At 64.7% G+C, this 24,370-nt stretch carries 21 protein-coding genes; 9 read left to right on the top strand and 12 right to left on the bottom strand.

Annotation, left to right across the window (positions count from 1 at the left end):
- Nucleotides 1-139: 139 nt before the first annotated feature.
- Nucleotides 140-724: a hypothetical protein gene (locus FO013_RS00970; protein ID WP_143920612.1), complete on the bottom strand. Its 585-nt coding sequence runs from the start codon at nt 722-724 to the stop codon at nt 140-142.
- Nucleotides 725-1,041: 317 nt separating this feature from the next.
- On the opposite strand from FO013_RS00970, the gene FO013_RS00965 reads away from it, so the two are divergent.
- Genes FO013_RS00965 through FO013_RS00950 form a run of 4 tightly spaced genes read left to right on the top strand, consistent with a single transcriptional unit; the run spans nt 1,042 to nt 4,130 of the window.
- On the top strand, nt 1,042-1,524 hold the full coding sequence (locus FO013_RS00965; protein ID WP_009883639.1) for a CarD family transcriptional regulator: 483 nt from the start codon (nt 1,042-1,044) through the stop codon (nt 1,522-1,524).
- Nucleotides 1,482-2,558 (top strand): IspD/TarI family cytidylyltransferase, encoded by a 1,077-nt coding sequence (locus tag FO013_RS00960; protein WP_313900562.1) that lies wholly within the window; start codon nt 1,482-1,484, stop codon nt 2,556-2,558. The genes FO013_RS00965 and FO013_RS00960 overlap by 43 nt, the downstream gene beginning before the upstream one ends.
- Nucleotides 2,555-3,079 carry a 2-C-methyl-D-erythritol 2,4-cyclodiphosphate synthase gene (gene ispF / locus FO013_RS00955; protein ID WP_143920610.1) on the top strand — a complete coding sequence of 175 codons (525 nt, stop codon included), beginning with the start codon at nt 2,555-2,557 and terminating at the stop codon, nt 3,077-3,079. The genes FO013_RS00960 and ispF overlap by 4 nt, the downstream gene beginning before the upstream one ends.
- 7 nt (nt 3,080-3,086) lie before the next feature.
- Nucleotides 3,087-4,130 carry a hypothetical protein gene (locus FO013_RS00950; RefSeq protein ID WP_143920609.1) on the top strand — a complete coding sequence of 348 codons (1,044 nt, stop codon included), beginning with the start codon at nt 3,087-3,089 and terminating at the stop codon, nt 4,128-4,130.
- On the opposite strand, the gene FO013_RS00945 is transcribed toward FO013_RS00950, so the two are convergent.
- The 5 genes from FO013_RS00945 to FO013_RS00925 all read right to left on the bottom strand — a co-directional run bounded on the left by FO013_RS00945 (nt 4,100) and on the right by FO013_RS00925 (nt 9,423).
- Nucleotides 4,100-5,515 (bottom strand): amino acid permease, encoded by a 1,416-nt coding sequence (locus tag FO013_RS00945; protein WP_395949265.1) that lies wholly within the window; start codon nt 5,513-5,515, stop codon nt 4,100-4,102. The genes FO013_RS00950 and FO013_RS00945 overlap by 31 nt on opposite strands.
- A gap of 155 nt (nt 5,516-5,670) precedes the next feature.
- Nucleotides 5,671-6,342 (bottom strand): MBL fold metallo-hydrolase, encoded by a 672-nt coding sequence (locus FO013_RS00940; protein ID WP_143920608.1) that lies wholly within the window; start codon nt 6,340-6,342, stop codon nt 5,671-5,673.
- Nucleotides 6,342-7,433, bottom strand: a complete 1,092-nt coding sequence (locus FO013_RS00935) for an S-(hydroxymethyl)mycothiol dehydrogenase (protein WP_143920607.1) — start codon at nt 7,431-7,433, stop codon at nt 6,342-6,344. The genes FO013_RS00940 and FO013_RS00935 overlap by 1 nt, the downstream gene beginning before the upstream one ends.
- A 317-nt stretch (nt 7,434-7,750) precedes the next feature.
- On the bottom strand, nt 7,751-7,855 hold the full coding sequence (locus FO013_RS00930) for a methionine/alanine import family NSS transporter small subunit (RefSeq protein ID WP_143920606.1): 105 nt from the start codon (nt 7,853-7,855) through the stop codon (nt 7,751-7,753).
- Nucleotides 7,855-9,423, bottom strand: coding sequence for a sodium-dependent transporter (locus FO013_RS00925; protein WP_143920605.1), 1,569 nt, complete (start codon nt 9,421-9,423; stop codon nt 7,855-7,857). Before FO013_RS00925 ends, FO013_RS00930 begins: the two co-directional genes overlap by 1 nt.
- Nucleotides 9,424-9,718: 295 nt before the next feature.
- On the opposite strand from FO013_RS00925, the gene cysS reads away from it, so the two are divergent.
- Together cysS and rlmB are read left to right on the top strand one after the other, a co-directional pair.
- A complete protein-coding gene (gene cysS, locus FO013_RS00920) occupies nt 9,719-11,170 on the top strand; it encodes a cysteine--tRNA ligase (protein WP_143920604.1) in 1,452 nt (483 codons plus the stop codon).
- A 78-nt stretch (nt 11,171-11,248) separates the two neighbouring features.
- Nucleotides 11,249-12,184 carry a 23S rRNA (guanosine(2251)-2'-O)-methyltransferase RlmB gene (gene rlmB / locus FO013_RS00915; RefSeq protein WP_143920603.1) on the top strand — a complete coding sequence of 312 codons (936 nt, stop codon included), beginning with the start codon at nt 11,249-11,251 and terminating at the stop codon, nt 12,182-12,184.
- A gap of 100 nt (nt 12,185-12,284) precedes the next feature.
- Here the strand turns inward: rlmB and FO013_RS00910 are convergent, their stop codons facing one another.
- The 4 genes from FO013_RS00910 to FO013_RS00895 all read right to left on the bottom strand — a co-directional run bounded on the left by FO013_RS00910 (nt 12,285) and on the right by FO013_RS00895 (nt 16,965).
- Nucleotides 12,285-13,769 (bottom strand): amino acid permease, encoded by a 1,485-nt coding sequence (locus FO013_RS00910; protein WP_143920602.1) that lies wholly within the window; start codon nt 13,767-13,769, stop codon nt 12,285-12,287.
- A gap of 118 nt (nt 13,770-13,887) precedes the next feature.
- Nucleotides 13,888-14,799, bottom strand: coding sequence for an SDR family NAD(P)-dependent oxidoreductase (locus FO013_RS00905; RefSeq protein ID WP_260847892.1), 912 nt, complete (start codon nt 14,797-14,799; stop codon nt 13,888-13,890).
- Between the two features lie 123 nt (nt 14,800-14,922).
- Complete coding sequence (locus FO013_RS00900; RefSeq protein WP_143920601.1) at nt 14,923-16,191, bottom strand: DUF4032 domain-containing protein; 1,269 nt, start codon at nt 16,189-16,191, stop codon at nt 14,923-14,925.
- Between the two features lie 3 nt (nt 16,192-16,194).
- Nucleotides 16,195-16,965: an ABC transporter ATP-binding protein gene (locus tag FO013_RS00895; RefSeq protein ID WP_143920600.1), complete on the bottom strand. Its 771-nt coding sequence runs from the start codon at nt 16,963-16,965 to the stop codon at nt 16,195-16,197.
- A gap of 409 nt (nt 16,966-17,374) precedes the next feature.
- Between FO013_RS00895 and FO013_RS00890 the strand changes: the two genes are divergently transcribed.
- Both FO013_RS00890 and FO013_RS00885 read left to right on the top strand, forming a co-directional pair.
- Nucleotides 17,375-18,355: a LacI family DNA-binding transcriptional regulator gene (locus FO013_RS00890; RefSeq protein ID WP_143920599.1), complete on the top strand. Its 981-nt coding sequence runs from the start codon at nt 17,375-17,377 to the stop codon at nt 18,353-18,355.
- Entirely contained in the window at nt 18,352-19,461 is a 1,110-nt protein-coding gene (locus tag FO013_RS00885) for a substrate-binding domain-containing protein (protein WP_143920598.1), read from the top strand. The genes FO013_RS00890 and FO013_RS00885 overlap by 4 nt, the downstream gene beginning before the upstream one ends.
- Nucleotides 19,462-19,482: 21 nt before the next feature.
- Here FO013_RS00885 and FO013_RS00880 read toward each other — a convergent pair whose 3' ends face one another.
- Both FO013_RS00880 and FO013_RS00875 read right to left on the bottom strand, forming a co-directional pair.
- A complete protein-coding gene (locus tag FO013_RS00880) occupies nt 19,483-20,511 on the bottom strand; it encodes a trehalose-phosphatase (RefSeq protein WP_143920597.1) in 1,029 nt (342 codons plus the stop codon).
- The gene (locus tag FO013_RS00875; protein ID WP_143920596.1) at nt 20,508-22,088 is read right to left on the bottom strand and encodes an alpha,alpha-trehalose-phosphate synthase (UDP-forming); all 1,581 of its coding nucleotides are present in this window, start codon (nt 22,086-22,088) and stop codon (nt 20,508-20,510) included. The genes FO013_RS00880 and FO013_RS00875 overlap by 4 nt, the downstream gene beginning before the upstream one ends.
- 65 nt (nt 22,089-22,153) lie before the next feature.
- Here FO013_RS00875 and FO013_RS00870 point away from each other — a divergent pair, with 65 nt between their 5' ends.
- Nucleotides 22,154-24,265: a serine/threonine-protein kinase gene (locus tag FO013_RS00870; RefSeq protein WP_143920595.1), complete on the top strand. Its 2,112-nt coding sequence runs from the start codon at nt 22,154-22,156 to the stop codon at nt 24,263-24,265.
- Nucleotides 24,266-24,370: the final 105 nt, after the last annotated feature.

Raw genomic sequence — 24,370 nt, 5'->3', positions numbered from 1 at the left:
GCCTGGCTCCGAAGCGGGGGCTCTCACGGTACCTGCGCCGAGAGACTCACAGGGCCGAGAGACTCACAGGTGACGCAGAAGGAGCCGCCCACATCGTGTGGGCGGCTCCTTGAGGTATTCGGCTCCTGTGCGGCTGGGTTCAGCCGTTGATGCCAGTGGCTGACTCGCCCTGCTCGCCGGACTGCGATGCGTCTTCGCCGGGCTGTGAGGCATCCTCGCTGGGTGACTCCGATGGCTTTTCGGTCGGTACGTACTGTTCGTAGTACGGCAGGGAATTCGACAGGACCTGAGTCCGGATCGTCTTCTCGTCGCTGCCGACCTTGACGGTGACGTCGGCCAGGTCTCCGGGCTTCGCCTTGAGGCTGTCCACGATGACCGGCTTCGAAGACGTCGACGCCGAGCTCTCCGGGTCCTGCACGAAGGTTTCGCCGGCCTTGACCGACTCGGTGGTCGTCTTCCCGCCGACGTCCAGGGACACCTTGGCGGAGGAATCGCCCTTGTTGATGAGTGTGAAGAATAGCTGGGCCGGGCCCTTGCCGGACTCGTCCATGATGAGCATCAGACCGCGGACCTCGACGTCTCCGACCGATCCCCAGGCACCGTCACCGGCGTTGTACTGGTACTCGGCGGTCTGGTGAGGTGACAGCAGGCTTGCACATCCGCTGACTGGAATGACGAGAGCGAGTGCGGCAACTGCGAGTGCCGCGCGGTTGTGCCGTTTCATTGTGCTCCTTGAAGTGGCAATACAAGATCAATCTGTATACTACCCGGTTTTTGACCGGCCGTAGAACCCGGAGCGTGACCGGACGGGTTCACGCGGTGAGAACTCCAACAGAGCCCAGGCCTGCGCAGTGAGTGCTCCAGCAGAGCCCGGGCCTGGTGGGAAGGATTTCGGCCGCGAGAACCTCGGCATCGCTGGAGACGAGCCCGCGTTCGGCAAGCCGCGCAGCGAAGCCTAGCACGAAGAATCCGCAGCCTGAATGATTTCTGTGGCGCGCCTCATGGTAAACTGGAAGTCCGCGAAAGGGGTTTGAAGAGAATATGAGTTTCGAGGTCGGCGACACAGTTGTCTATCCACATCACGGTGCAGCGACAATCCAAGATATCAAGAAACGAACCATTAAAGGTGAGGAGAAACTGTATCTCAAGCTCCAGGTCGCCCATGGTGATCTAGTGATCGAGGTTCCTGCGGAGAACTGCGACCTCGTCGGTGTGCGCGATGTCGTCGGTGAAGAGGGTGTTGAGAAGGTTTTCAACGTCCTCCGCGCGGAATTCGTCGAAGAGCCCACGAACTGGTCTCGTCGCTACAAGGCGAATCTTGAGAAGCTGCAGTCCGGCGACGTGATCAAGGTTGCCGAAGTCGTTCGTGACCTCTGGCGTCGCGAGCAGGACCGCGGCTTGTCGACCGGTGAGAAGCGCATGTTGTCCAAGGCCCGTCAGATCCTCGTTTCCGAACTCGCATTGGCTGAGAAGAAAGAGGAATCCGAGGCCGAGGCCATTCTGGACGAAGTGCTCGCGTCCTGAATATCTGCGTCATCGTTCCGGCCGCAGGGTCGGGAACGCGCTTGGGCAGTGCAGACCCGAAGGCCCTCGTTCGGCTGAACGGGAAGAGCCTTCTGGCTCGCAGTCTTGAGGCGATCATCTCCTCGGGAGTTGCTTCCACAATTGTGGTTGCCGCTCCTGAGGAGTTTTTAATGCGTGCCCGCAATGAAATCGATTCCATTTCAGAATCGGGTGCGAAAGATTCGGAATCCAACATGTCGGGAATGCGAATCACAGCTGTAGCAGGCGGAGAAGATCGAATCGAATCCGTGCAATTAGCCTTGAAATATGCAGGTGACGCAGACGTTGTGCTGGTCCACGATGCCGCCCGGGCGCTGACACCCTCCGAGGTCTTCCGGCGAGTAGCCGATGCTGTCCGCGCGGGCGCCGAGGCGGTCGTTCCCGTCCTGCCCATGACCGACACCGTGCGTCGCGTGGAGAGTCGCCCCGCAGTGAACTCGGATCACCGTCCCACCATGAACGATCACCGTCCCACCACGAACGACGGGCGCCGGGCGCCTCGATCGCAGCCAGACGCAGACGGTTGGCAAGTTGTGGTCGAATCTGGTGCTGAGAACGACCAGAAGTTACCAACCGTTGAGGTCCTCCACGGCGATCTTGACCGTTCGCGATTGCGCCGGGTCCAAACCCCACAGGGATTCACTGCCAGCACCCTGCGTCGAGCACACGAGAGATACGAAGACGATCTGGCTGCCTTGGGGCCTGGATCCCTCGCGGCCACGGATGATGCGGGACTCGTCGAGCGCCTCGGCATCGAAGTCGTCGCCGTTGACGGTGACGAGGAAGCACTGAAGATCACCTACCCCCTCGACCTCGTACTCGGTGAGCACATCGCGACGAAACGGGACACGGAAACGACTCGGGACGCGACGAAACGGGACACGGAAACGACTCGGGACGCGACGCAGCAGGAGTCGGCGACTATCGACGCGCAAGCGACTCTGGACGAGGGCGAGAAACAAAACCCCGCGAGCGAAGGAGAGCAGCGACGATGACCATGGTCATTCCTCGTACCGGTATCGGAGTCGACGTGCACGCCTATTCCGACGATCCCGAGCGGGAACTCTGGGTCGCGGGCCTGAACTGGCCCGGTGAACGTGGGCTCGAGGGCCATTCCGATTCCGACGTTGCTGCCCATGCGTGCTGTGATGCGCTGTTCTCTGCCGCGGGAATCGGCGATCTGGGACAGCATTTCGGCGTCGACAGGCCTGAGTTCGCCGGTGCCTCCGGGGCCGCTCTCCTCGCCGAGGCAGCACGACAGGTCCGTGCGGCAGGTTTTGAGATCGGCAATGTCTCCGTCCAGGTCATCGGCAATCGCCCGAAGATCGGTACGAGGCGGCTCGATGCTCAGCAGGCGCTGTCGGCGGCTGCTGGGGCCGATGTATCGGTGTCCGGGACGACGACCGACGCGCTCGGGCTGACGGGGCGCGGCGAAGGAGTCGCAGCCATCGCGAATGCTCTCGTCTATCCTGTTGCGCGCGACGACGCGTCGGTGGCAGCGCCGAGACCGCAGTGAGCAGTGCATGAAGGTCGTGTTCCAAGGGGCAGGAGCGATCGGCCTCGCAGCCGCGGCGCTGTTCGGCCGAGGACACGAAGCGGTCGTGGTCTCACGGTCGGAGAGTTCGAACTCTGATGCAGTGCGGGGGCGAAGCGCCGCATATCCGAGACGGGTGCGCTCTTTCCGAAAGGGGCCGGTGTGCCGGGAACCCGTGTTCGGTCAGAGGCCAGCGCGTCGGGAACCTGTGCAGGGGGCAGGCACTGCACGCCGGGTGACCGTGGTCGATTGGGCTGCGGTGAGTTCGGAATCCTGGGACCTCGTGGTGCTGACGACACGGCCGGGTGACCTCGACGAAGGTGTTGCCGCGTCGATTGTCGCCCTTCGCCCGGGCATCATCGCGATCACCAGCCAGGTCGATGGGGACCGGTCCATTGCTGCGTCGATGTTCCCTGATTCCGAGATCCTCGTCTTCTCACCCGCGCTCCTGTCAGAGCGAACAACTCGACGCAAGGTCAGATACTGGCATCCGCCCGGGATGCCTGTGTTCATGGCCAGCGGCCGCAGGGAGACTGTGCGAGGACTGCGTCGCAGGCTCGGTGGCCTCATCGTCGGTGTGCCGGCCTTTGTGATCTCCGCTCCACCGGCGGTGTTCATTCCCTACGTCGCTGAACTGAGTGCTCGCGAGGGCAGCTGGGCCAGCCTGAGGTCGCATCTGCGACGGCCCTCGCGGGCAGCCTCGGAGGCGGTGCACGCAGTGACCGGCGTCCGGATGCCGATGTCGGACCGAGGGGCCGGGTTCGTCCTCGACGCCTTGGAACGATTCGTGCCCATCGACGTCAGTGAATATGCGGGCCGACACTTCGGCCGCCACGAAGGCCAGACACTCGATATGCTCGACGGATGGCTCAGCCGGGCAGCCGAGCGAACCTCCGTGAGGGCACAGCCGCCTACGCCCGCAATGCACCGATCTCCTACTCCCACCTCAGTGGCGGGACAGCTGCCGATCCCGATGCAGTCGTCGGCACTTCGTGAACTGGCTCAGGCCCTGCGCTTACGCGTGACCAGGTAGCCGATCCCGTAGAGTGCTGCGGTGAAGACCAGGGTGCCGAGTATCTGGATGCGCACGGACTCCACGGTCAGACCGAGGATGATGATCACGGCGATGCCAGCCAGAGTCGCATAGGACAGCCAGGGGAAGAGCCACATCTTCAACGGCAGCTCTGCGCCGGCGGCCTCGGTACGGCGGCGGATGATGATCTGGGAGACCAGTGTCGCGACCCAGGTGACAATGAGCGTGGACCCGACGATGTTGAGCAGCACACCAAGCACCTCGGCGGCCCAGAAGTAGTTCAGGGCCACTGCTGCGAATCCGAACGCCGAGGTGGCCAGCACCGCGACCATCGGGACGCCGCGTGTGGTCGTGCGGCTCAGTCCTGCCGGGAGCATCTTCCGTTCGGACATGGAGAACGCCATCCGGGAAGCACCATAGATGTTCGCGTTCATCGAAGACAGCAGTGCGATGACGATGACCGCGGCCAGAAGAGACGCGATGACGGGGAGACCTGCGGTGTCGAGGACTGCGACGAAGGGTGACTCGGTGAGCCGTTCGTCCTTCCAGTCGAGGACGAGGACGATGATCGCCACGGAGCCGATGTAGAGGAACAGGATTCGCCACACGATGGTCTTGATCGCCTGCGTCACGCTGCGACTCGGGTTCGCGGTCTCGGCAGCGGCGACCGCCACGATCTCGATCCCGCCGAAGGCGAACGCCACGACGAGGAGACCGGCCGCAACACCCGGGAGACCTGTGGGCATGAACCCATCGGCGAAGATGGTCTCGGGTGGTTGTGCCGGGGTCCAGCCGAACAGGAATGCGGCGCCGAGGACGAGGAACAGAGTCACGAAGGCGACCTTGATGAGGGAGAACCAGAACTCGAACTCACCGAAGCTGCCCGAGGTGGTGAGGTTGATCGCGGTGAAGATGATCATGATCGCCAGAGCGATGACCCATTGCGGGATCGAAGGCACATAGCTGGCCGCGATCTGTGCGGCGGCAGTGGCCTCGGCTGCGACGACGAGGCAGAGTTGGACCCACCACAGGGCGCCGACGGCGAATGCGGCGGCAGGGCCCATCGCGCGACCAGCGTAGTGGGAGAAGGCGCCGGGATTCGGGTCGGCAGCCACGAGCTCTCCCAGGGCTCGCATGACGAAGATGACGATGAGCCCGGCAACCACATAGGAGATGAGGACGGCTGGACCGGCAGCCTGGACACCGGCGCCCGAGCCGACGAACAGGCCGGCTCCGATCGCCGATCCGAGGCTCATCATGACCAGATGGCGGGGCTTCATTCCGATCTTGAGGCCAGCGCCGCCCCGCGACGTCTCAGGTGTCAGAGACTCTGAGGATGAGTCTGCGGGTACAGGGGACTGCGATGATTGAGATTCAGGCACCAGACGATTCTAGCGCCCGAGACGAAGAGATGCCGTGGTCGCGAATCTGCGACCACGGCATCTCCGACCGGATTCAGCTGTGCAGGCTCTGACCCGAGCGGTGATCAGTGTGATCACTCACCCGAGCGCCACCTCGGCGAATCCGCGGTGTGAGGACCTCACGCTCCGCGCTTGACCCAGTCCTCCAGCGACGGAGCTTCGGCTCCGATCGACGTCGGCTCGCCGTGTCCGGTCAGGACGATCGTGGCGTCAGGCAGCTTGAACAGGACGTCTCTGATCGATTCGATGATCGTTTCGAAGCTCGAGTGCGAACGACCGGTCGCGCCGGGGCCTCCATTGAAGAGAGTGTCTCCGGAGAAGAGGACGGGCCCGACAGCACTGCCGGCACCCGCAGTTGCCGGGATCGGCAGGCCGGTCTCGACGAAGAAGCAGGTGGAGCCGGGGGAGTGGCCAGGGGTGTGCAGGGCCTTGATCCTCACGCCGCCGACGTTCCAGGTATCACCGTCGGAGATCTCCATGTCCGGGCGGTAGCTGTCATACGTCATGTCCCAGAGGACGTGATCCTCGGGGTTCAGATGAACGGGTGGGTTGCCCACGCGGTGTGCGAAATCGCGGACGACTCCGACATGGTCATCGTGACCGTGAGTCAGCAGAATCGCTTTGACCTCACGCGCACCGACCTTCTCCGCGATGGCGTTGACGTCGTGCGCGGGGTCGATGACGATGACTTCGGAGTCATCGCCGATGATCCATACGTTGTTGTCGACGTCCCAGGTTCCGCCGTCGAGCGAGAACGTTCCAGTCGTAACCAGATGTTCGATTGCCGTCATCAGAGCTCCACCACCGATCGCAGTACCTTGCCTTGACTCATCTTCTCGAAAGCCTCCTCGACGTCGCCGAGCCCGATGCGTTCAGACACGAACTTCTCCAATGGCACGCGTCCCTGCTGATACAGGTCGACGAGCATCGGGAAGTCCCGTTCGGGCAGGCAGTCGCCGTACCAGGAGGACTTCAGACGACCGCCGCGGCCGAAGACGTCGAGCAGCGGAACGCTCAGCTCCATCTCGGGGGTCGGCACGCCAACGAGCACCACGGTGCCCGCGAGGTCACGGCCGTAGAAGGCCTGTCGCCAGGTCTCCGGACGGCCGACCGCGTCGATGACGACGTCGGCGCCGAAGCCCCCGGTGAGTTCCTGGATGGCCTCGACGACCTCGTCCTCGCTCTTGCCGCGCGTATTGACTGTGTGGGTGGCTCCGAGATCCTTCGCCCAGTCGAGCTTCGTGTCATCGAGGTCGAGGGCGATGATCGTGCCGGCACCGGCCAGCGCAGAACCGGCGATGGCCGAGCAGCCGACGCCGCCGCAGCCGATGACGGCCACGGTCTTGCCGCGGGTGACCTCGCCGGTGTTGATGGCGGCACCGATTCCGGCCATGACACCGCAGCCAAGGAGGCCCACGACAGCGGGATCAGCCTCGGGGACCTTGGTGCACTGTCCGGCCGCGACCAGGGTCTTCTCTGCGAAGGACCCGATACCCAGTGCGGCTTCGAGCTCTGTGCCGTCGGGCAGGGTCATCTTCTGCGAAGCGTTATGGGTGTCGAAGCAGTACCAGGGTTCACCGCGCTTGCAGGCCCGGCACTCACCGCAGATGGCGCGCCAGTTGAGGATGACGAAGTCGCCCACCTCGACGTCGGTGACGCCTTCGCCGATCTCCGAGACCGTGCCGGCCGATTCGTGGCCGAGCAGGAACGGGTAGTCGTCGCTGATCCCGCCCTCGCGGTAGTGGAAGTCCGTGTGGCAGACGCCGCACGACTTCACATCGACGATGACCTCGCCTGGACCCGGATCGGGGATGACGATGTCGGCGAGTTCGACCGGCGCCCCCTTGCTGCGGGAGATGACACCTTTGACGGTCTGTGGCATTGCGTCTCCTAGTGATCTGGGCGTTGTGCTCTGTGCATGGGCAAAGGCCATATGCGCCCACTGAAAAGTTCGTACAACCCCCACCCTAACCAGGCAGGGCGCTCGCGACCAGTGCGCCCGCCGAATGAGAATTCAGGTCCGAAGCCGGGACATGCGAGAGGTCCGAAATTGGGACATGCGAGAGGTCCGAAGTCGGTCGGTGCGTGAGGCGAGACGAGGGGCGAATCGACGAAGGCGACCCGATGCCTGTTGCCAGGTGTCGAACCGCCTTCGTCGGAACAGATCTTGGGTGTTAGGTCACCATCTGTCGGTGGTGATCACTCCCCGTCCGGGTGCTTGCGCAGGTGCATGATTGCGGCGATGAGGCCGCCCCAGACGGTGACCATGGCGATGACCATCATGACGATTGCTGAGGTACCCATCAGTGTGCTCCTCCGTGAGTGGTGTTTGTGCGATTCTTTTCGGCCACAGAATCAGCGATAGCCGCATCAGCCGCGTCGAGTGTCTTCTGGGGCCATTTGATCAGGGTCAGGACGATCGAGGCGATGATGAGCAGCCCGATCATGCCCCAGCCGAAGGTGCCCGTGAGGACGACTGGATAATCTTCATAGCCCTCGGTCGAGTAGGTGATGATCTGGGTGATGAGCATGTAGATGAGCACGATGGTCGTGAGACCGCCGAGGATGATCATCCAGAGCCAGCCCACCTTGAAGCTCGAGATCGCGTTGAGGTGATCACGCAGGACAGGAAGCCTGCGGGCGATCCAGCCGATGGTGATGAGTGCGACCACGGCACCACCGACGATGCCGATGTTGTTGGCCCAGGCATCGATCGTGTCGAGGACGTAGAGGCCGGTGACGGTGGGCATGAGCAGGATCGAGATGACCGCCATGATTCCGCCGACGAGCAAGGTCGAGGCCTTGTCGCCGAGGCCGAACTTCTCACGCACGGCCTGAATCGGGACCTGCACGATCGAGATGATCGAAGTCAGCCCGGCGAACACGAGGCAGGCGAAGAAGGCGAAGCCGAACAGCGCGCCTCCCGGCATCTCCGAAATCAGTGTCGGGAACGCCATGAACGCGAGTCCGATGCCGCTGTCGGCGACCTCGGAGACCTGCGTGCCCTGCGCCGCGGCCATGAAGCCGAGAGCTGCGAAGACGCCGATTCCGGCGAGGATCTCGAACGCGGAGTTCGAGAAGCCGACGACGAGACCGGCACCGGTCAGGTTCGTCTTCCGCTTCAGGTAAGAGGCGTAGGTGATCATGATGCCGAAGGCGATCGACAGTGAGAAGAAGATCTGCCCATAGGCCGCGATCCACACCGCCGGATCTGTCAGTGCCGCAAAGTCCGGGGTGAACAGCGCGTCGATGCCGTCGAAGGCGCCCGGCAGGAACAGCGCCCGGACGACGAGCGCGAGGAACAGGACGACCAGCAGCGGGATGAAGATCTTCGCGAATCGCGCGATGCCGTTCTGCACGCCGGCCAGGAGGATTCCCAGCGTGGCGATCCACACGAGGATGATCGGAATCAGGATGCCGGGGACGAACTCGAATGAGATGCCCGGGTCGCTGGCGTGGAGGAACGTCTCGGTGAAGAAGCCGGTCGCGTCATCGCCCCATGCCTGGTTGAGCGAGAAGAACATGTAGCAGCCGGCCCAGCCGATGATGGCTGCGTAGTAGATGCCGATGAAGAAGGCCACACCGGTCTGGAACCAGCCGATGGGCTCGGCGACCTTCGACGCCATCCGGAACGCCAGCGGCGCTGAACCGCGGGACCGGTGGCCCATTGCGTAGTCGAAGAACAGCAGCGGAATGCCGGCTGTCAGAAGAGCGACGAGGTAGGGGATGATGAAGGCGCCGCCGCCGTTGTCGTACGTGATGTACGGGAAGCGCCAGATATTGCCGAGGCCGACTGCCGATCCGATGGCTGCGAAGATGAACGCGCCGCGGGTGGCGAAGACCTCCCTCTGGGGTGATTTGGTGGAAGACACGGTGTTCCTTTCTGTCCAACCACATTGTTGTGAGGCTGATGCCGGTATGACGGTCTGCTGTGACGAAGTCGCCGGCAAGCGAGCGTACCGCCCATGAAGGTCACCTCGTGATGAGGCAGGCACGGTCGCGTTGACTTGCTCCCCAGCATACTGGGAGGCCTCGGTGAAACGTGCCCCAAGTCACGTGAGCTGTGTAACACTCTCGTATCAAATGTCGGACACCTCATAGTCGTCCCTGCGTCATGATGCTCGCGAAGACAGCAGCACCACGCTTGTCCCCGGTAGACTTGTGTGCGTGACTATCGCTCTGTATAACACCGCCAGCCGCACCACCGACGAACTGCGCCCCGTCAATGCCGGGCACGTGGGCATTTACGTCTGTGGTGCCACGGTGCAGGGTGAGCCCCATATCGGCCACCTGCGCTCGGCCTCGGTCTTCGATCAGCTTCGTCGTTGGCTGATGTACCGCGGCTACAGCGTCACCTTGGTCCGCAACGTCACGGACATCGACGACAAGATCCTGTCGAAGTCCGCCGAGGAGGGGCGACCCTGGTTCGCCCACGCCTTCAAGTACGAACGGGCCTTCACTCAGGCCTATGCCGCCCTCGATGTGCTGCCACCCAGCTACGAACCCCGCGCCACCGGGCACATCACCGAGATGATCGAACTCATCGATCGACTGATCACGGCGGGGTATGCCTACCCGGCACTCGACGACAGCGGCGATGTCTACTTCGCGGCCGCCTCGTGGGCGGACTATGGGGAACTGACCAACCAGCGACTCGAGGACATGGAACCCGCTAACGATGCGGACTTGAGGGGCAAGAAGGACGCCCGAGACTTCGCGCTGTGGAAGACGCACAAGCCCGGCGAGCCCGGCACCGCCTCGTGGCCGGCTCCCTGGGGTCGGGGCCGACCGGGCTGGCACATCGAGTGCTCGGCCATGTCGACGAAGTACCTCGGCGAGAACTTCGACATCCACGGCGGTGGGCTCGACCTGCGCTTCCCTCACCACGAGAACGAGCTGGCCCAGTCGCGCGCGGCAGGTGACCGGTTCGCCAACATCTGGATGCATTCGGGCCTGCTCAACGTGGGCGGGGACAAGATGTCGAAGTCGCTCGGTAACTCAGTCTTCGCCTCCGAGCTCTTCCACCGCTACAGCCCGCTGGCCGTGCGCTATTTCCTCACCGGTGCCAGCTACCGGTCGATCCTCGAGTTCTCACCCGAGGCCATGGACCGGCAGACGGCCTCGCTCGACCGCCTGGCGAATTTCCTCCAGCGGGCCCGGCAGGCACTCGGAGACGACGCACCCGCACTGCCCGATGTCAGCGACTCCTACCGCGGTCGCAGCGTCGACGTACCCACGGAGTTCGCAGCGGCACTCGACGACGACCTCGGCGTGCCCCGTGCACTGTCCGTGGTCTTCGCGAAGGTCACCGAGGGTGCGAAGCTCCTCGATTCCGGCCAGGACCGGAACACTCTCACACAGATCGTCGCCGAGGTGGAGCTGATGCTCGATATCCTGGGAGTCAATCCCAGCGCCGAGGCGTGGGCCGGCTCAGGAGCGAATGCGACGGTGGAATCGGCGCTGGATTCCCTCGTCGATGCGCTCGCCGCGCAAAGGGCCGCGGCGAAGGCGGAGAAGGACTTCGCCACCGCCGATGCGATCCGCGACAATCTGGCATCCGCCGGAATCGTCATCGAGGACACGGCCGACGGTTACCGCTACCACGTCAAGGACAGCTGACTCACTGCACTCTGCTCAGAAAATCTCCCCCGGTGACGGACTCCGGTTCGTGACCACCTACGACTCTTAAGGATTCACATGGCTTCCAACCCACGCGCCGGCGGCTCGAAGAAGGGCCCGACCAAGGGCTCCGGCGGCAAGAACAAGCGCAGCCTGCAGGGCCGCGGCCCCACGCCCAAGGCCGAGGATCGTGTCTATCACAAGGCACACAAGACCGCAGCGGCGAAGAAGGCATCAAGCGCCAATCAGGCCAGGCGCCGCAAGAAGGAGAACGGTCCGAACATGGTCGCCGGGCGCAACTCGGTGCTCGAGGCTCTGCGTGAGGACGTTCCCGCAACCGCGATGTACGTCGCCGGACGAATCGACTCCGATGACCGTGTTCGGGAGGCCATCACCCTGGCTACCAAGCGCGGCATCTCGATGCTCGAGGCGAGCAAGCCCGACCTCGACCGGCTCACCGATGACGCGATCCACCAGGGCATCGCCCTGCAGATCCCGCCCTACGACTACGCCGAGCCCCGTGACCTGCTCGAGGTCGCAGCCGACCGGGCCGAGGCTCCGCTGCTCGTCGCTCTCGACGGCATCACCGACCCCAGGAACCTCGGTGCCATTGTGCGGTCCGCGGCTGCCTTCGGCGGTCACGGCGTCATCATCCCGGAGCGTCGTGCCGCCTCGATGACGGCAGCCGCATGGAAGACCTCCGCCGGTGCTGCGGCCCGCATCAAGGTCGCCCAGGTCGTCAACCTCGCGCGTGCCATCGATGAGCTCAAGAAGCAGAACGTCTTCGTCGTCGGACTCGACATGGACGGAGACGTCGAGCTGCCGGAGCTGACCTTCAGCCGTGACCCGGTGTGCATCGTCGTCGGGTCCGAGGGCAAGGGCATCTCTCGCCTCATCGCCGACAAATGCGATCAGATCGTCTCGATTCCGATCGCCGCGACCACGGAGTCCCTCAACGCGGGAATCGCCGCAGCTGTCTCCCTCTACGAGGTCGCTCGCACCCGACGCGGCTGAGAGCGACCAGCCCGCGCTAAACCTCCCCGACGTCACTAATAACGCCCGGCGCCGGGGAGGTTTTGTGACGTCGGGGAGGTTTAGCGAACCGTATCGTCGCTCAGGCGTCCATGCTGGCGCGGTAGTCGCTGTTGCTGAGGGCACCGACGCGGGAGTGGCGGCGGCTGTAGGTGAGGTAGACGACGAAGCCGACGAGCATCCATAGGCCGAAGACGACCCAGGTGGTCCCGCCGAGGTTGACCATGAGGAACGCGCACGCCAGGGACCCGAGGATGGGAATCGTCGGGCCGAAGGGAACCTTGAATGAGCGGGGCAGGTCCGGGCGTCTGACACGTAGGTAGATGACCGCGATGTTGACGAGGCAGAAGGCGAACAGGGTGCCGATGCTTGTGGCATTCGCGAGTTCGCCGAGCGGGATCAGTGCCGCTGTGATCGCGACGAGCACGCCGGTGACCAGGGTCCCCACCAGGGGAGTGCCTGTCCGGGGTGAGACGATGCCGAAGACCTTCGGAACCATACCGTCGCGTGACATCGTGAGCAGGATGCGTGATTGTCCGTAGAGGACGGTGATGACGACCGAGAGGATCGCGAGCACCGCAGAGATGGCGAAGATGAAGACCGCGAGATCGGACTGTGTGATCTCATGGACGATCTGGACCAGGGGAGCGGTCGAGGTCTCGAACCACTGCCATTCCCGGGCACCGATCGCAGCCACGGCGACGAGCACGTACATGGTGGTGACAATGACCATGGAGAGGATGATCGCCCGCGGCAGGTCCCGCTTGGGGTTCTTCGCCTCCTCGCCGGCGGTCGAGGCTGCGTCGAAGCCGATGTAGGAGAAGAACACACTCGAGGCTGCGGCGGTGACTCCGGCGGCGCCCATGGGCAGCATCGGTGCGAAGTTGCCGGCCTTGAACGCGGTGAACGCGACGATGGCGAAGAAGACCAGGATGCCGAGCTTGACGAACACGATGATCGTGTTGACGATGCCGGACTCCTTGGCCCCGCGCATGAGCAGCACCGTGGCGAGGAGGACGACGATGAGGGCCGAGAGGTTGATGACTCCGCCTTCACCATCGGGGCCCGCCGACAGGGACGGCGGTAGCGACATTCCGAAGATCCGCAGCGTCTCATTGACGTAGTCGGCGGCACCCACGGCCACCGCAGCCACGGAGACCGCATACTCGAGGACGAGACACCAACCGCAGATCCAAGCCACGCCCTCGCCGAGGGTCGCATAGGAATATGAATAGCTTGACCCGGACACCGGAACCATGCCGGCCATCTCCGCATAGCTGACGGCAGAGAGCAGAGCCGTGATTCCGGCCAGGATGAAGGCCAACCAGACGGCAGGCCCGGCGATCGGCACGGCCTCTCCGAGGATGACGAGGATGCCCGTGCCCAAGGTGGCGCCGACGCTGATCATCGTCAGTTGGAAGACGCCGAAGGTTCTGCGCAGACCGCCGGTGGACGCATCCTGGGTGTCCTCGACCATGCTGCTGATCGACTTGCGGCGGACCAGTTGATTGGCCAGCCGAGGTCGATCGGTCGCTGTCGGGGAGGTGGAGTTGTCTCGAGCGGTCATGCGAATATTCTTGCACGTGCACCCACCACGGTCGCACGCGACTGCGTGCTGCGACTGCACGTGACTGAGTACGACCGCCGCACGCGACTGCGCACGACGGGAGACTTACACCGGAGCCTTACAGCCGAGGGGAGAAGCGACCGTCCTGGGCCATCCAGCCGCCGTCGACCAGCTGCGAGTGTCCGGTGACATACGTCGAGGCGTCGGAGGCGAGGAACAGCACGGGCCCGGCGATCTCGTGGAGGTGCCCCCAGCGGCCCAGCGCGGTCTTCTCCGCATAGGCGGTCCACCACTCATCATCGGCCTTGATCTGCTGGGTCAGCGGAGTGTCGAAGGGTCCGGGCAGGATCGCGTTGACGCGCACGCCCTGTGGCCCCAACTCACTGGCCAGCGTCTTCGTCAGCTGCACGACACCGGCCTTGGCCGCGGCGTAGATGCCCTGGCCAGGTTCGATCGCCAGAGCCCGGAATGATGAGTAGGTGACGATCGAGCCGCGGCCGCGCTCGGCCATTTCGGCACCGAATCCGCGCATCAGGCGATAGGTGCCCTTGAGATTGATGTCGATGACCCGGTCGAATTCCTCGTCGGTCGTCGACAGCAGCCGCTTGCGCACGTTCGCACCAGGGGTGATGACGAGAACCTGGGCCTCCGGGTGAGCCGCGACGAGGGCATTGACCGATTCGGTATCGGTGATGTCCACGCGTGCGGCCTCGGCCCCCGGCGACGAGGTTGCGCTGTGTCCGCCCCTGCCTCTGCCGGCGGTGCTTCCCGTGCCGCCCGGATCACCTTGGCGTTCGGTGATGATCCGCACGGTCTCCTCGGCACCGTCGAGGTTGAGATCGGCGACGACGACGTGGGCACCGGCATCGGCGAGGCCGATCGCGCTGGCCTGGCCCAGTCCGGAACCTGCTCCGACGACGACGGCCGTACGGCCGCTGAGGTCGAAGAGGGAGGGGATCGAAGGGTTGTTCTCGTTCGTCGGCACGGAATTCTGCGTCGACTGTGATGAGTTCTGCGGGACTTGCGACATCGAAGGTCCTTTGCGTAGCACTGGATGTTCAGGCGGGGATCGCCTCATTGTCCTCAAACATAAGCCCGCCGAGGTGGCGCTCGGGTCCACGTTCCACTTGGTGGAATCCCAGCGCTGACGTCCTCAGAACTTCTGGCTGTCGACGTAGAGCGCTTCGTCGGGGAGGTTCGAGAGATAGTCGACGATGAAATAGGCGATGGCCTCCATCGTGGGGATGTCGCGCTGCCTGGCCCGGGACATGACGCGCCGGTGCTCGACGAACTCATAGAAGATCTGGCCAGGTTCGAGTTTGTGGGTGAGATTCTCAGGGATGGCGGAGATGAGGGGCTTGTAGACCTCGTCGAGCCACAGCCGCGCGGCCTGGTCCTCGTCGAGTTCGGCGGGCAGCTCGCCCGAGCCGTGTGCTCCGCCGGTGAAGCCGGGTGCGCTGCGGTGGGAATCGAGGTCGTTGAGCATCGTCCGCGCCTGGTTCTCGTTGGCACCGATGCCTGTCAGGCGCAGGAGTCTGCGGGAATGGTGGTTGGGCTCGACGACCTTCGGTTCGACCAGCAGGCTGACGCCGTCGAGGTCGGTGGTCACGGTCAGCTCGCCCAGGTCGAAGCCCAAGTCGTTGAGGCGGCGGATGCGCTCGTCGATGCGCCAGCGTTCGTTGACGGAGAACTCTTCGACCCGAGTCAGCTCCCGCCACAGCCCGTTGTAAGCCTCGAAGAGACGTTCGCCGGCGGCCATCGGGTCGACCGTCGATTCGATGAGGCCCGCGGCCTGCAGATCGAGGAAGTCACCGGCGATGTTCGTGCGCGCGATGCGCAGATCCATCTGCCGCTGACCGTCGGAGAGCTGATCGTGGAGCTCACCGGTCTCCGCATCGACGACATAGGCGGCGTAGGCGTCGGCATCGCGCCGGAACAGAGTGTTCGACAGGGAGACGTCGCCCCAGTAGAAGCCGACCAGGTGAAGCCGGGCGAGCAGGACCGCGAGTGCGTCGACGAGGCGGTCGGCTGCGTCCGCGGCCAGCGACCGGGAGAACAGAGCACGGTAGGGCAGTGAGAAGTTGAGGTAGGCGGTCAGCAGCGCCCCCGGGAGCTCCATCGCCGAGGTGGTGGATCGGTTGGTGACATAGGCGCGCGGTTCGACCGTGGGTACGGCTAGGTTTCCGAGCACACCGAGGATGTCGAATTCGCGCAGGGCCCGACGGTCGTCGGTCTCCTTGATCGCGAGGACCTCATCGCCGATTTCGACGAAGCGCACCACATGGCGGGAAATGCCGCGGGGCAGACCACCGAGGAAGTCCTGGGGCCACTCACCGAGGGGAAGATGCCACGGAAGTCCTGCGATCGCGTCGTGATCGGCGCTGTGGACCGCGTGGATCTGCGGTGCTGAGGTTTCGGGCACCGATCAGGAGTCCACGTCCGCGATCGAGGCGACGAGCGCCTCGGCGACTTCAGGTTTCTCCACCCCGATCAGACGCCCATGGTCGAGGAATGCGATGCGGTCGCCGAGGACCTTCGCGTCATCGAGATCGGCCGTGGCATAGAGGGTGGTCAGCCCGAATTCCTGCTGCAGATCCTTGACCAGGCGCAGAGTGTCGGCCTGATACTCGGGAACGAGGTTGACGACCGGTTCGTCCATGATCAGGACCTTGGGCTGACGGACCACGGCACGGGCCAGGGCGATCGTTTGGCGCTGCAGGGCGGAGAGGTCACCGGGCACGGCATCGAGGATGTCGCTGAGCCCGATCTTCGAGGTCACGGACTCGACGCGTTCACGGATCTCCTCGGCTGGGAGACCATCGACACGGAGCGCGAAGCCGAGGTTGTCGCGCACGCTCATGTGAGGGTAGAGGGCGTAGCTCTCAAGGGCAAGGGTGACGTCTCGATCGTTGACCGCGGCGTGGGTGACGTCGACTCCGTCGATGAGGATCGTGCCCGTCTTAGGGGCCTCGAGGCCGTGGAGCATCCGCAGGATGGTCGATTTGCCGGATCCGGATGGTCCGTAGAGGACGACGAACTCACCGTCGTCGATGAAGAGATTGAACGGGTGCACCGAGGGGGACACGGTGTTCTCGTAGGCATGACTGAGGCCATTCAACGACACTGTTGACATGTTTCCTCCTAAAGTATTCGTGAGCAGCTGGTCGTCGGTGACCTGGCGGGGATGCTCAGTCATTCACATCCTATGCCGTTGATTGCGCTGTGTGACAGCCTATTCGACAAAGCGTAGAGTGATTCTCAGCACTGTGCCAGCGCGCAGGCGCACACCTGGGCGGATGCTGGGTGAGAAACCGCGGGTTCAGCGATTGCTCAACGGTTCTCCTGCACCGAACGTGCAGGCAAGTTTGTTTGTGCAATTGTTTGCACAGGCGGCGTGTCGGACGCAGGCAAGACGCATTGTCTGAGGTGATGGAGCTCGACGAACAGGTGTGCGCCCTCGGCGAATCACTGAGTCGAGACCTCGCCCCCGTGTTCACCGCGGACTGAGGCCCCACCGCCGCCGAGGATGGCAGGCAAATCTGCAATCGAGGGACACCGCCGCTGAGGTGGTCGCCGGTGGAGCTGGCCCCGATAGACTTCCGGGTATGAAGGTCAAGCTCGACGATGTCGCCGCCCGGGCGGGAGTGTCCCTGGCGACGGTGTCCCGTGTCCTCGGCAGGCGCGGCGCTGTGGCCGAAGAGACCCGGGCCAGAGTCCTCGAAGCCATGGACTCGTTGGGCTACTCTCGCTCCACCCTCCTCCATGAGGCGCCGAGGCGGTTGGTCGCCGTCAGCGCACCGGGAAATCCCGAATACTGGCAGGTTCAGGTCTGCACTCGCGTGGCCACGGCTCTGCAGGAGCACGGTCTGCTCATCACCCGGCCGCCGGTCGAGACCGAGACCACCCCGCTGGAGGTCGCCGTCGACGCCGGTGCCGTTGCCCTCGTGACGCCGACGCTGACGAGCCTGCACACGGACATCCCCTGCATTCGCGTCGACGAGCAGTCGGCGGTGGACTCCGATGATGTCAGCGGCGACATCATCGCCGCCCGCCTCGACCTCGGCGGGGGAATGACGACAGCCTTCGAACATCTCCAGGCCATCGGCCACCGACGCATCGGTCTGATCTGCAATGACAGCGGTGAGCTTGCGGTGCAGCTGATCAGACGCTTCCGCGCCGAGCATCCCGCTCGCAACTTCGGGGTCAAGCTCGATGATTGGATCTCGCAGGTTCCGAAGTCCTTCTCCGGTGGTTCGCGCGCCGTCCTCGACCTCAAGGATGCGACCTGCACCGCGGTGATCGTGCAGTCGGCACTGCAGCTGCACGGGGCTCTTCAGGGTCTGCGCAATCGGCACCTGCAGGTACCGCGGGACATGTCGATCGTCGGCTTCGGCGATTCGCCGACGATGAAGTTCACCGGGCCACCAGCCACCGTTCTCGGCATCGACGTCGAGGGGCTCTCGCAGGCGCTCGTCGCAGCCACCCTGTCGACGCTGAAGATCTCCGGTGAGGACCTGAAATCGGTCCCGCCGGTGTTTCGGCCCCGGCTCTTGGCCAGGGCCTCGACGACGGCGGCGCGACAGTGAACCCGAGCGCCGAATCACACTCCGGAGCCGGTGCCTCCACTGCAGCCGAGGCACCCAATGCATCCACCGCGCCCGAACTCGGTGAGCACAGACATGTCGGACTCGGCGCCATCGCCGGTGCGGCAGGGGTGTCGAAGGCGACTGCTTCGCGGGCACTTCGCCACCCGGACACAGTGTCCCCGGGGTCATTGGCCAAGGTCCGGCGGGCGTTGGCGATCCTCGGCGTGGACTCGGGCAGTCACGATGCACCGTCCAGACAGATGGTCGCTCTGGTCAAGCCCGCCGCTCCGGCGGGCAACGTCGACCCCTATGCGCGCCTGTTCGACCTTCTGACCAGCAGAGTCTTCGCCCAGGGGATTGCCGCTGTACATGTTGAGGCCGCGGCCTACCGGGCCGATGCCCTGGCCGAATCTCTGCTCGGCTCGGCTGGAAGCGAGCCTCATGTTCAGGGCGCGATCGTCCTCGGCGGGGGAGCGGCCGGAGAACTCGCCGCGAAGCTGGCCGAGCGGCACCTGCCGCAGATCAGGGTCTCCAACGCCCGGCACGAGGACGGGATCTCACGCATCGTGCTTGATGCCACGGACGGCATCGCAACCGCGGTGCAGCACCTCGTGCACCTGGGGCATCGTCGGATCGGGCTCGCCGTGCTCCGCGACTCAGCCGCGGCCGTGCGCATCGCCGGATTCCGCAAGTCCATGGCTCAGGTCCTCCACATTCCCGCCACCCGTGACCAGGCGCCCGTGGTCGAGGCGGCAGGAGGCACCATGGCCGGAGTCGCCGCGGCCGAGGAGCTGCTCCACCTGCAGTGCTCAGCCGTCATCGCCTGCGCTCCATCGCTGTCGTTCGGCATTCTCGAAGCCGCCGCGCGCGCTCGCCTCGACGTTCCGCGGGACCTCTCGCTGCTCACCGTCGGCGACATGCCCGATGCCGATGTCATCGCACCACCCCTGTCGCAGGTCAGCTACGACTGGGAGGCGATCGCCGTCTCCGCGCTCAACGAGGTCAGGACGATGATGGCCAATCCTGGCGAGGCGGCGGCCATCGACTATTCGATGACCCCGGATCTCGTCCTGCGGGCCAGCGCAGTGCCGCCGCAGCGACGCTGAGAAAGCCGCCGCCGAGGCGCTTCAGAGCTGTGACGGCTGTGCGCGGCGTTCGTCTGCGAGACGTGTGAGGAGTTCTGCGACCGCGCTGGGATCTGTGATCCGCCACGGTGCGCGGGTCGGGGCCGGCCCGACCTTGATGCTCAGGCCCGTCGGCAGGTCTTCGAGTTCGGCGAAGGCATCCTCGTCGGTGACATCGTCGCCGAGGTAGAGGACCGCGGCGGGTGAACCGGCGGCGATGAGAGCCCGCAGACCATCGCCCTTCGTCGCCGTCTTCACTGCAAGCTCGGTGATGTCGTGGCCCTCGATGACGCGGATCCCTGGATGTTCGGCCTGGACGGCGACGACATGGGCGTGCAGTGCAGACGCGAACTCCGGGTCGAGGCCACGCGTGTGCACCGTGCGGGAGAACGGCTTCCGCTCGACCCTGACCTCAGCGACCGAGCCAGGCTCTGAGGCCGAGCCAGATTCGGAGCCCGATCCAGGCTCCGAACTCGCGCCAGATCCCGACGACAGGTCGTGTTCGAAGGACTCGATATGGGCATCGATCGCGGTGAGCATCCGCTGTTCGGCGACGCTGACCTGAGGCTTATTCACCGTCACCTCAGGTGAGGGAGTCGATGCCGGCGATGACGAGCCCAGGTCCACCTCGGCGCCGTGGGAACCGACCAGCCACACAGCCGGGGGCGGGTCGGCAAGACGCCGCAGGGTGGTGACGTCACGACCGGAGACCAGAGCCACCCGGGTTGCGGGCAGGGTGCTGAGATCAACGATCGCCTGTGCCGATTCCGGGAGCATCCGGGACTGGTCGGGATTGTCCTGCAGCGGCGCGAGGACACCGTCGAAGTCGAGGGCGATGAGGACCGAATCGGCGCCGGTGACCTGCCCGAGGTCGAGGGCCGCCGATGGCGTGTAATCGGGAGTCGATCGTGGTGAGGGCGCCTGCTCAGGTGACAGCGGCTCGGGTGGCACAGCCTCAGGTCGAGGCTGCTCTGAGTGGGACTGACCGGGGCGGGGCTGGGACGGCGGCACGGAGGCCGGATCCGATGTCACTGACGGCCCTCACCGGGTACAGACGCCGGGCTGGGGTCCTGTGCGGTGACAGTGGAGGTGATGCGATCGGAGGCCGTCGTCGGCCGTTCGGGCAGGGCGGCAGGACGGTCGGGGATGATCGCCTCCGGGTTCGTGTGGATGGCCTCGAGTTCGGCCAGGAACTTCTTCGACCAGATGCTCACCGTGTCCGTGGCGATCTTCTTGCGCATCTGCTTCATCCGCCGTGACCGCGTCTTCTCATCCATCTGCACGGCGTCGAGGATGCCAGCCTTGAGGTCGCCGATATCGTGAGGGTTGACCATCACGGCACCCTTGAGCTGATCGGCGGCCCCGGTGAACTCGGACAGGACAAGGGCACCGTCATCACGTCTGCGGCAGGCCACATACTCCTTGGCCACGAGGTTCATCCCATCACGCAGGGCCGTCACGAGCATCACGTCCGCGGCGAGGAAGAAGGCGGTCATCTCATCGCGCGGGTAGGAGTGGTGGAGGTAATGGACGGCGATGGACCCGACTTCGGCCTGCTCACCGTTGATCCGACCGACGGCCAGCTCCACATCGTGCCGGATGATCTTGTACTGCTCGAGCCGTTCTCGGGAGGGAGTCGCGATCTGGATCAGAACGACATCCTCGACGTCGAGCTTGCCTTCGGCCAGAAGTTCGCCGAACGCCTTGAGCCGATGTCGGATGCCCTTTGTGTAGTCCATTCGGTCCACTCCGAGCATGACGACCTTCGGATTGCCGATCTCTTCGCGGATCTGTTGGGCACGCTCGATGATCTTCGGATCACGCGCCAGCTCCTCGAGGTACGGGGTGTCGATGGAGATCGGGAAGGCTTCGGCGCGCACGATGTGCTCCGGCAGGAAATCCCCGGCCGGGACGTTGACCGTTGAACCCTTCGTCGTGAAATTGAGACGTCCGCGCACCGCGCGTCGGAAGTTCGCGGCATCGGCTGGACGTTGGAATCCGATGAGATCCGCGCCGAGGAGGCCGCGGAGGATCTCGTCGCGCCAGGGCAGCTGTGCGAAGAGTTCGTAGGGTGGGAAGGGGATGTGGTTGAAGAACCCGATCGCCAGGTCGGGACGCGTGCGGCGCACCAGCTGCGGAACCAGCTGGAGCTGATAGTCATGGACCCAGACGGTGGCGCCCTCGGCAGCCACCTCGGCGACCTTGGCCGCGAAGCGCTCATTGACGCGCACATACGATTCCCACCACGTGCGGTGGAACTCGGGCGGGACGATCACATCGTGGTAGAGCGGCCACAATGTTGCATTGGAGAATCCTTCATAATATTTGAGGACATCCTCACTCGTCAGGGTGACGGGAACCAGATGCATCCCGTCGATCGTGAACGGGTCGAAATCGACGTCGGGCACCCCGGTCCAGCCGATCCACGCACCCTCCTGAGACTTCATCACCGGCGCCACTGCAGTGACCAAACCCCCAGGTGAGGTGCGCCATCCTTGGTTCTTCTCAGCAGGGTCCCGGTCCACGGGCAGACGGTTCGCGACGACGACGAAATCGCTGTCACCATATGCGGATGCGGTAGTGGTTTTGGCAGAGTTGACGGTGTTCATCTGCGCCTCCTCCTGTGTCGGTCCTTGGAACGAACTGTACTCGCTCGACTACGCTTGGGAGGGTGATGGTTCAGGATCTGGGAGGCTACCGCCTCATCGAGGAGCTCGGCTCGGGCGGCATGGGCGTCGTCTATCTCGGTGTCGACGGCGGAAACAACCCGGTCGCAGTGAAGGTCCTGCACCCGCATATCGCCAATGATGAGACCGCTCGCAAACGCCTCGGACGCGAGGTCAGGACCCTGCGCCGGATCAAACATCCCAGAATCGCCGAGGTGCTCGACGCCGAGCTCGAATCCGCGCAGCCCTTCATCATCACCGAGTTCGTCGACGGGCAGACGCTGTCCGACGATGTCAGAGACAACGGTCCCTTCGCCGAGGATGAACTCGTCCATTTCGGCCATGCTCTCCTCGACGCCCTCAACGCTGTGCACGAGTCCGGTGTCATCCACCGCGACCTCAAACCCGCGAACGTGATGATCATGGACGGCGAGCCGATGGTCATCGACTTCGGCATCGCTCAGGTCGCCGACGAGGTGCGGGTGACCGCGACGGGCCTGGTGATGGGAACGCCCGGATACCTGTCCCCTGAGATCGCCGATGGCAAGACCTCGAGTGAGAAGACCGACTGGTGGGGGTGGGCCGCGACGATGGCCTATGCCGCCACTGGCCGCAACCCGTACGGCTCCGGTCCTCTTGAAGCGGTGCTGGGGCGAGTGGCCATGGGCAAGTTCGATCTCGGCAACGCTCCCCGCAACTTCGTTCCCCTGATCGCGGCCTGCCTCGACCCGAAGCCCGAACGCAGACCCAGTGGTCAGATGATCCTTGACGCACTCGTCGACATCGAGTCCGGACGCGAACCGCAGCTGGGATCCGGTCCGGCCGCCGGGAGCTCGAACCAGGCATCGTCGACCGGGACTGCACGGATGCCTGCGGTCGACGGCGGTGGGGGCAGCCGGTCGGGCTACGGCAACGCCTTGGGCACAGCCTTCGGCGCTGCTGCCGGTGGTGCCGCTGGTGCTGCTGTTGGAGGTGCCGCAGCCTATGGCGGAGGCACCGGAGCCGCCGGATACGACGCTTCAGGCTACGGTGCCACCGGGCACGGATCGCCGCGCGGAGGCTATCCGGATTCGGCGCCGAACCCGAACGCGTCCGGTGGTACGGGGCCCGGCGGAACGGGCCCGCAGGGATACCCACAGCAGGGCTATTCCCCACAGGGCCAGCGTCCACAGAGTCAGCGCCCACAGGGCCCACCGGTGGAGGGCCAGCAGCCGCAGGCCCGTTCCGGGATGATGCCCGGCTCGCAGGGGAACCCGCCCATGAACCCAGGCCAGACGAACCGGGGAACCGCACCGCCCGTGTGCAATCCCAACGGCGGCATCCAGGCCGCTCCGGGATCAGCGATGGCCGGGACCAACCTCGGTGGGGCAGGGTATGGGTTCGGCGGACCTCCGACCGTTCGCGGCGGACCAGGCACAGGTCAGGGCACCGCCCGACCCGACCCCACGGGCACAGGAGTCCAGTCAGGACAGCAGAGCCGACCGGGTCAGCCGGACCAGCAGGGCTACGGCTGGGGGCCGATGACCTACCGGACGATCCGGACCGGCGGATGGGTGGTGTTCGCCCTCATCCTGCTGGCGATCGCGATCATGCCGCTGGCCCCGCTGCTCGTCACACTCATCGTGTTCCTGTGGTCGATCCTGGCGCGGACCGGCACACGGTTGGACCGCAAGGCCCAGAAGCACCGGTTCGAACGCGGAACGAACGGCAGGGAATTCCTGCGTTCGCTCGCCTCGGCGCCGGGTGCGCTTCTGGCATCGGTGCTGACCTCGATCACGTCGTTCATTCTGCCGGCGATCGCGGGTGTCGCGATGCTCGTGCTGACCCGACTCGACATTGCGGGAATCGTTCCCAGCGGATACTCGGAGCAGTGTTCGGTGTGGGCAGCCGGTGCCGCCGGTGGCTTGGTTCTGTGGCTGGGGCCTGGTGCGGGCAGCCTGCGATTCGGATCACGGCTCATGGTCTCCGGGGCGACGCGCAACCAACTGGGCCGGCTCATCGCTCTGTCCGCGATCGCGCTCCTAATCATCATCGCGATCATGGTCATCCAGACGGGTTCGGGCATGTCCTGGTGGCCTCTGCAGACGAACCCATTCACCTATCTGCCCGAACCTGTATAGGCGTCTCCCAGCCCCGGTGTAGTTGATCCTTGAATTTCACTGGGAGTCGAGGCGCCACCTGTTTGGGTAAGGTGGGACGGTCGGGACTCGTATGTCGACCCGACT

This window comes from Brevibacterium aurantiacum (assembly GCF_007558825.1).
GTDB classification, from domain to species: Bacteria; Actinomycetota; Actinomycetes; order Actinomycetales; family Brevibacteriaceae; genus Brevibacterium; species Brevibacterium aurantiacum_A.
Note: the sequence above shows the minus strand (reverse complement) of the source record. Positions and strands in the feature narration are given on the sequence as shown.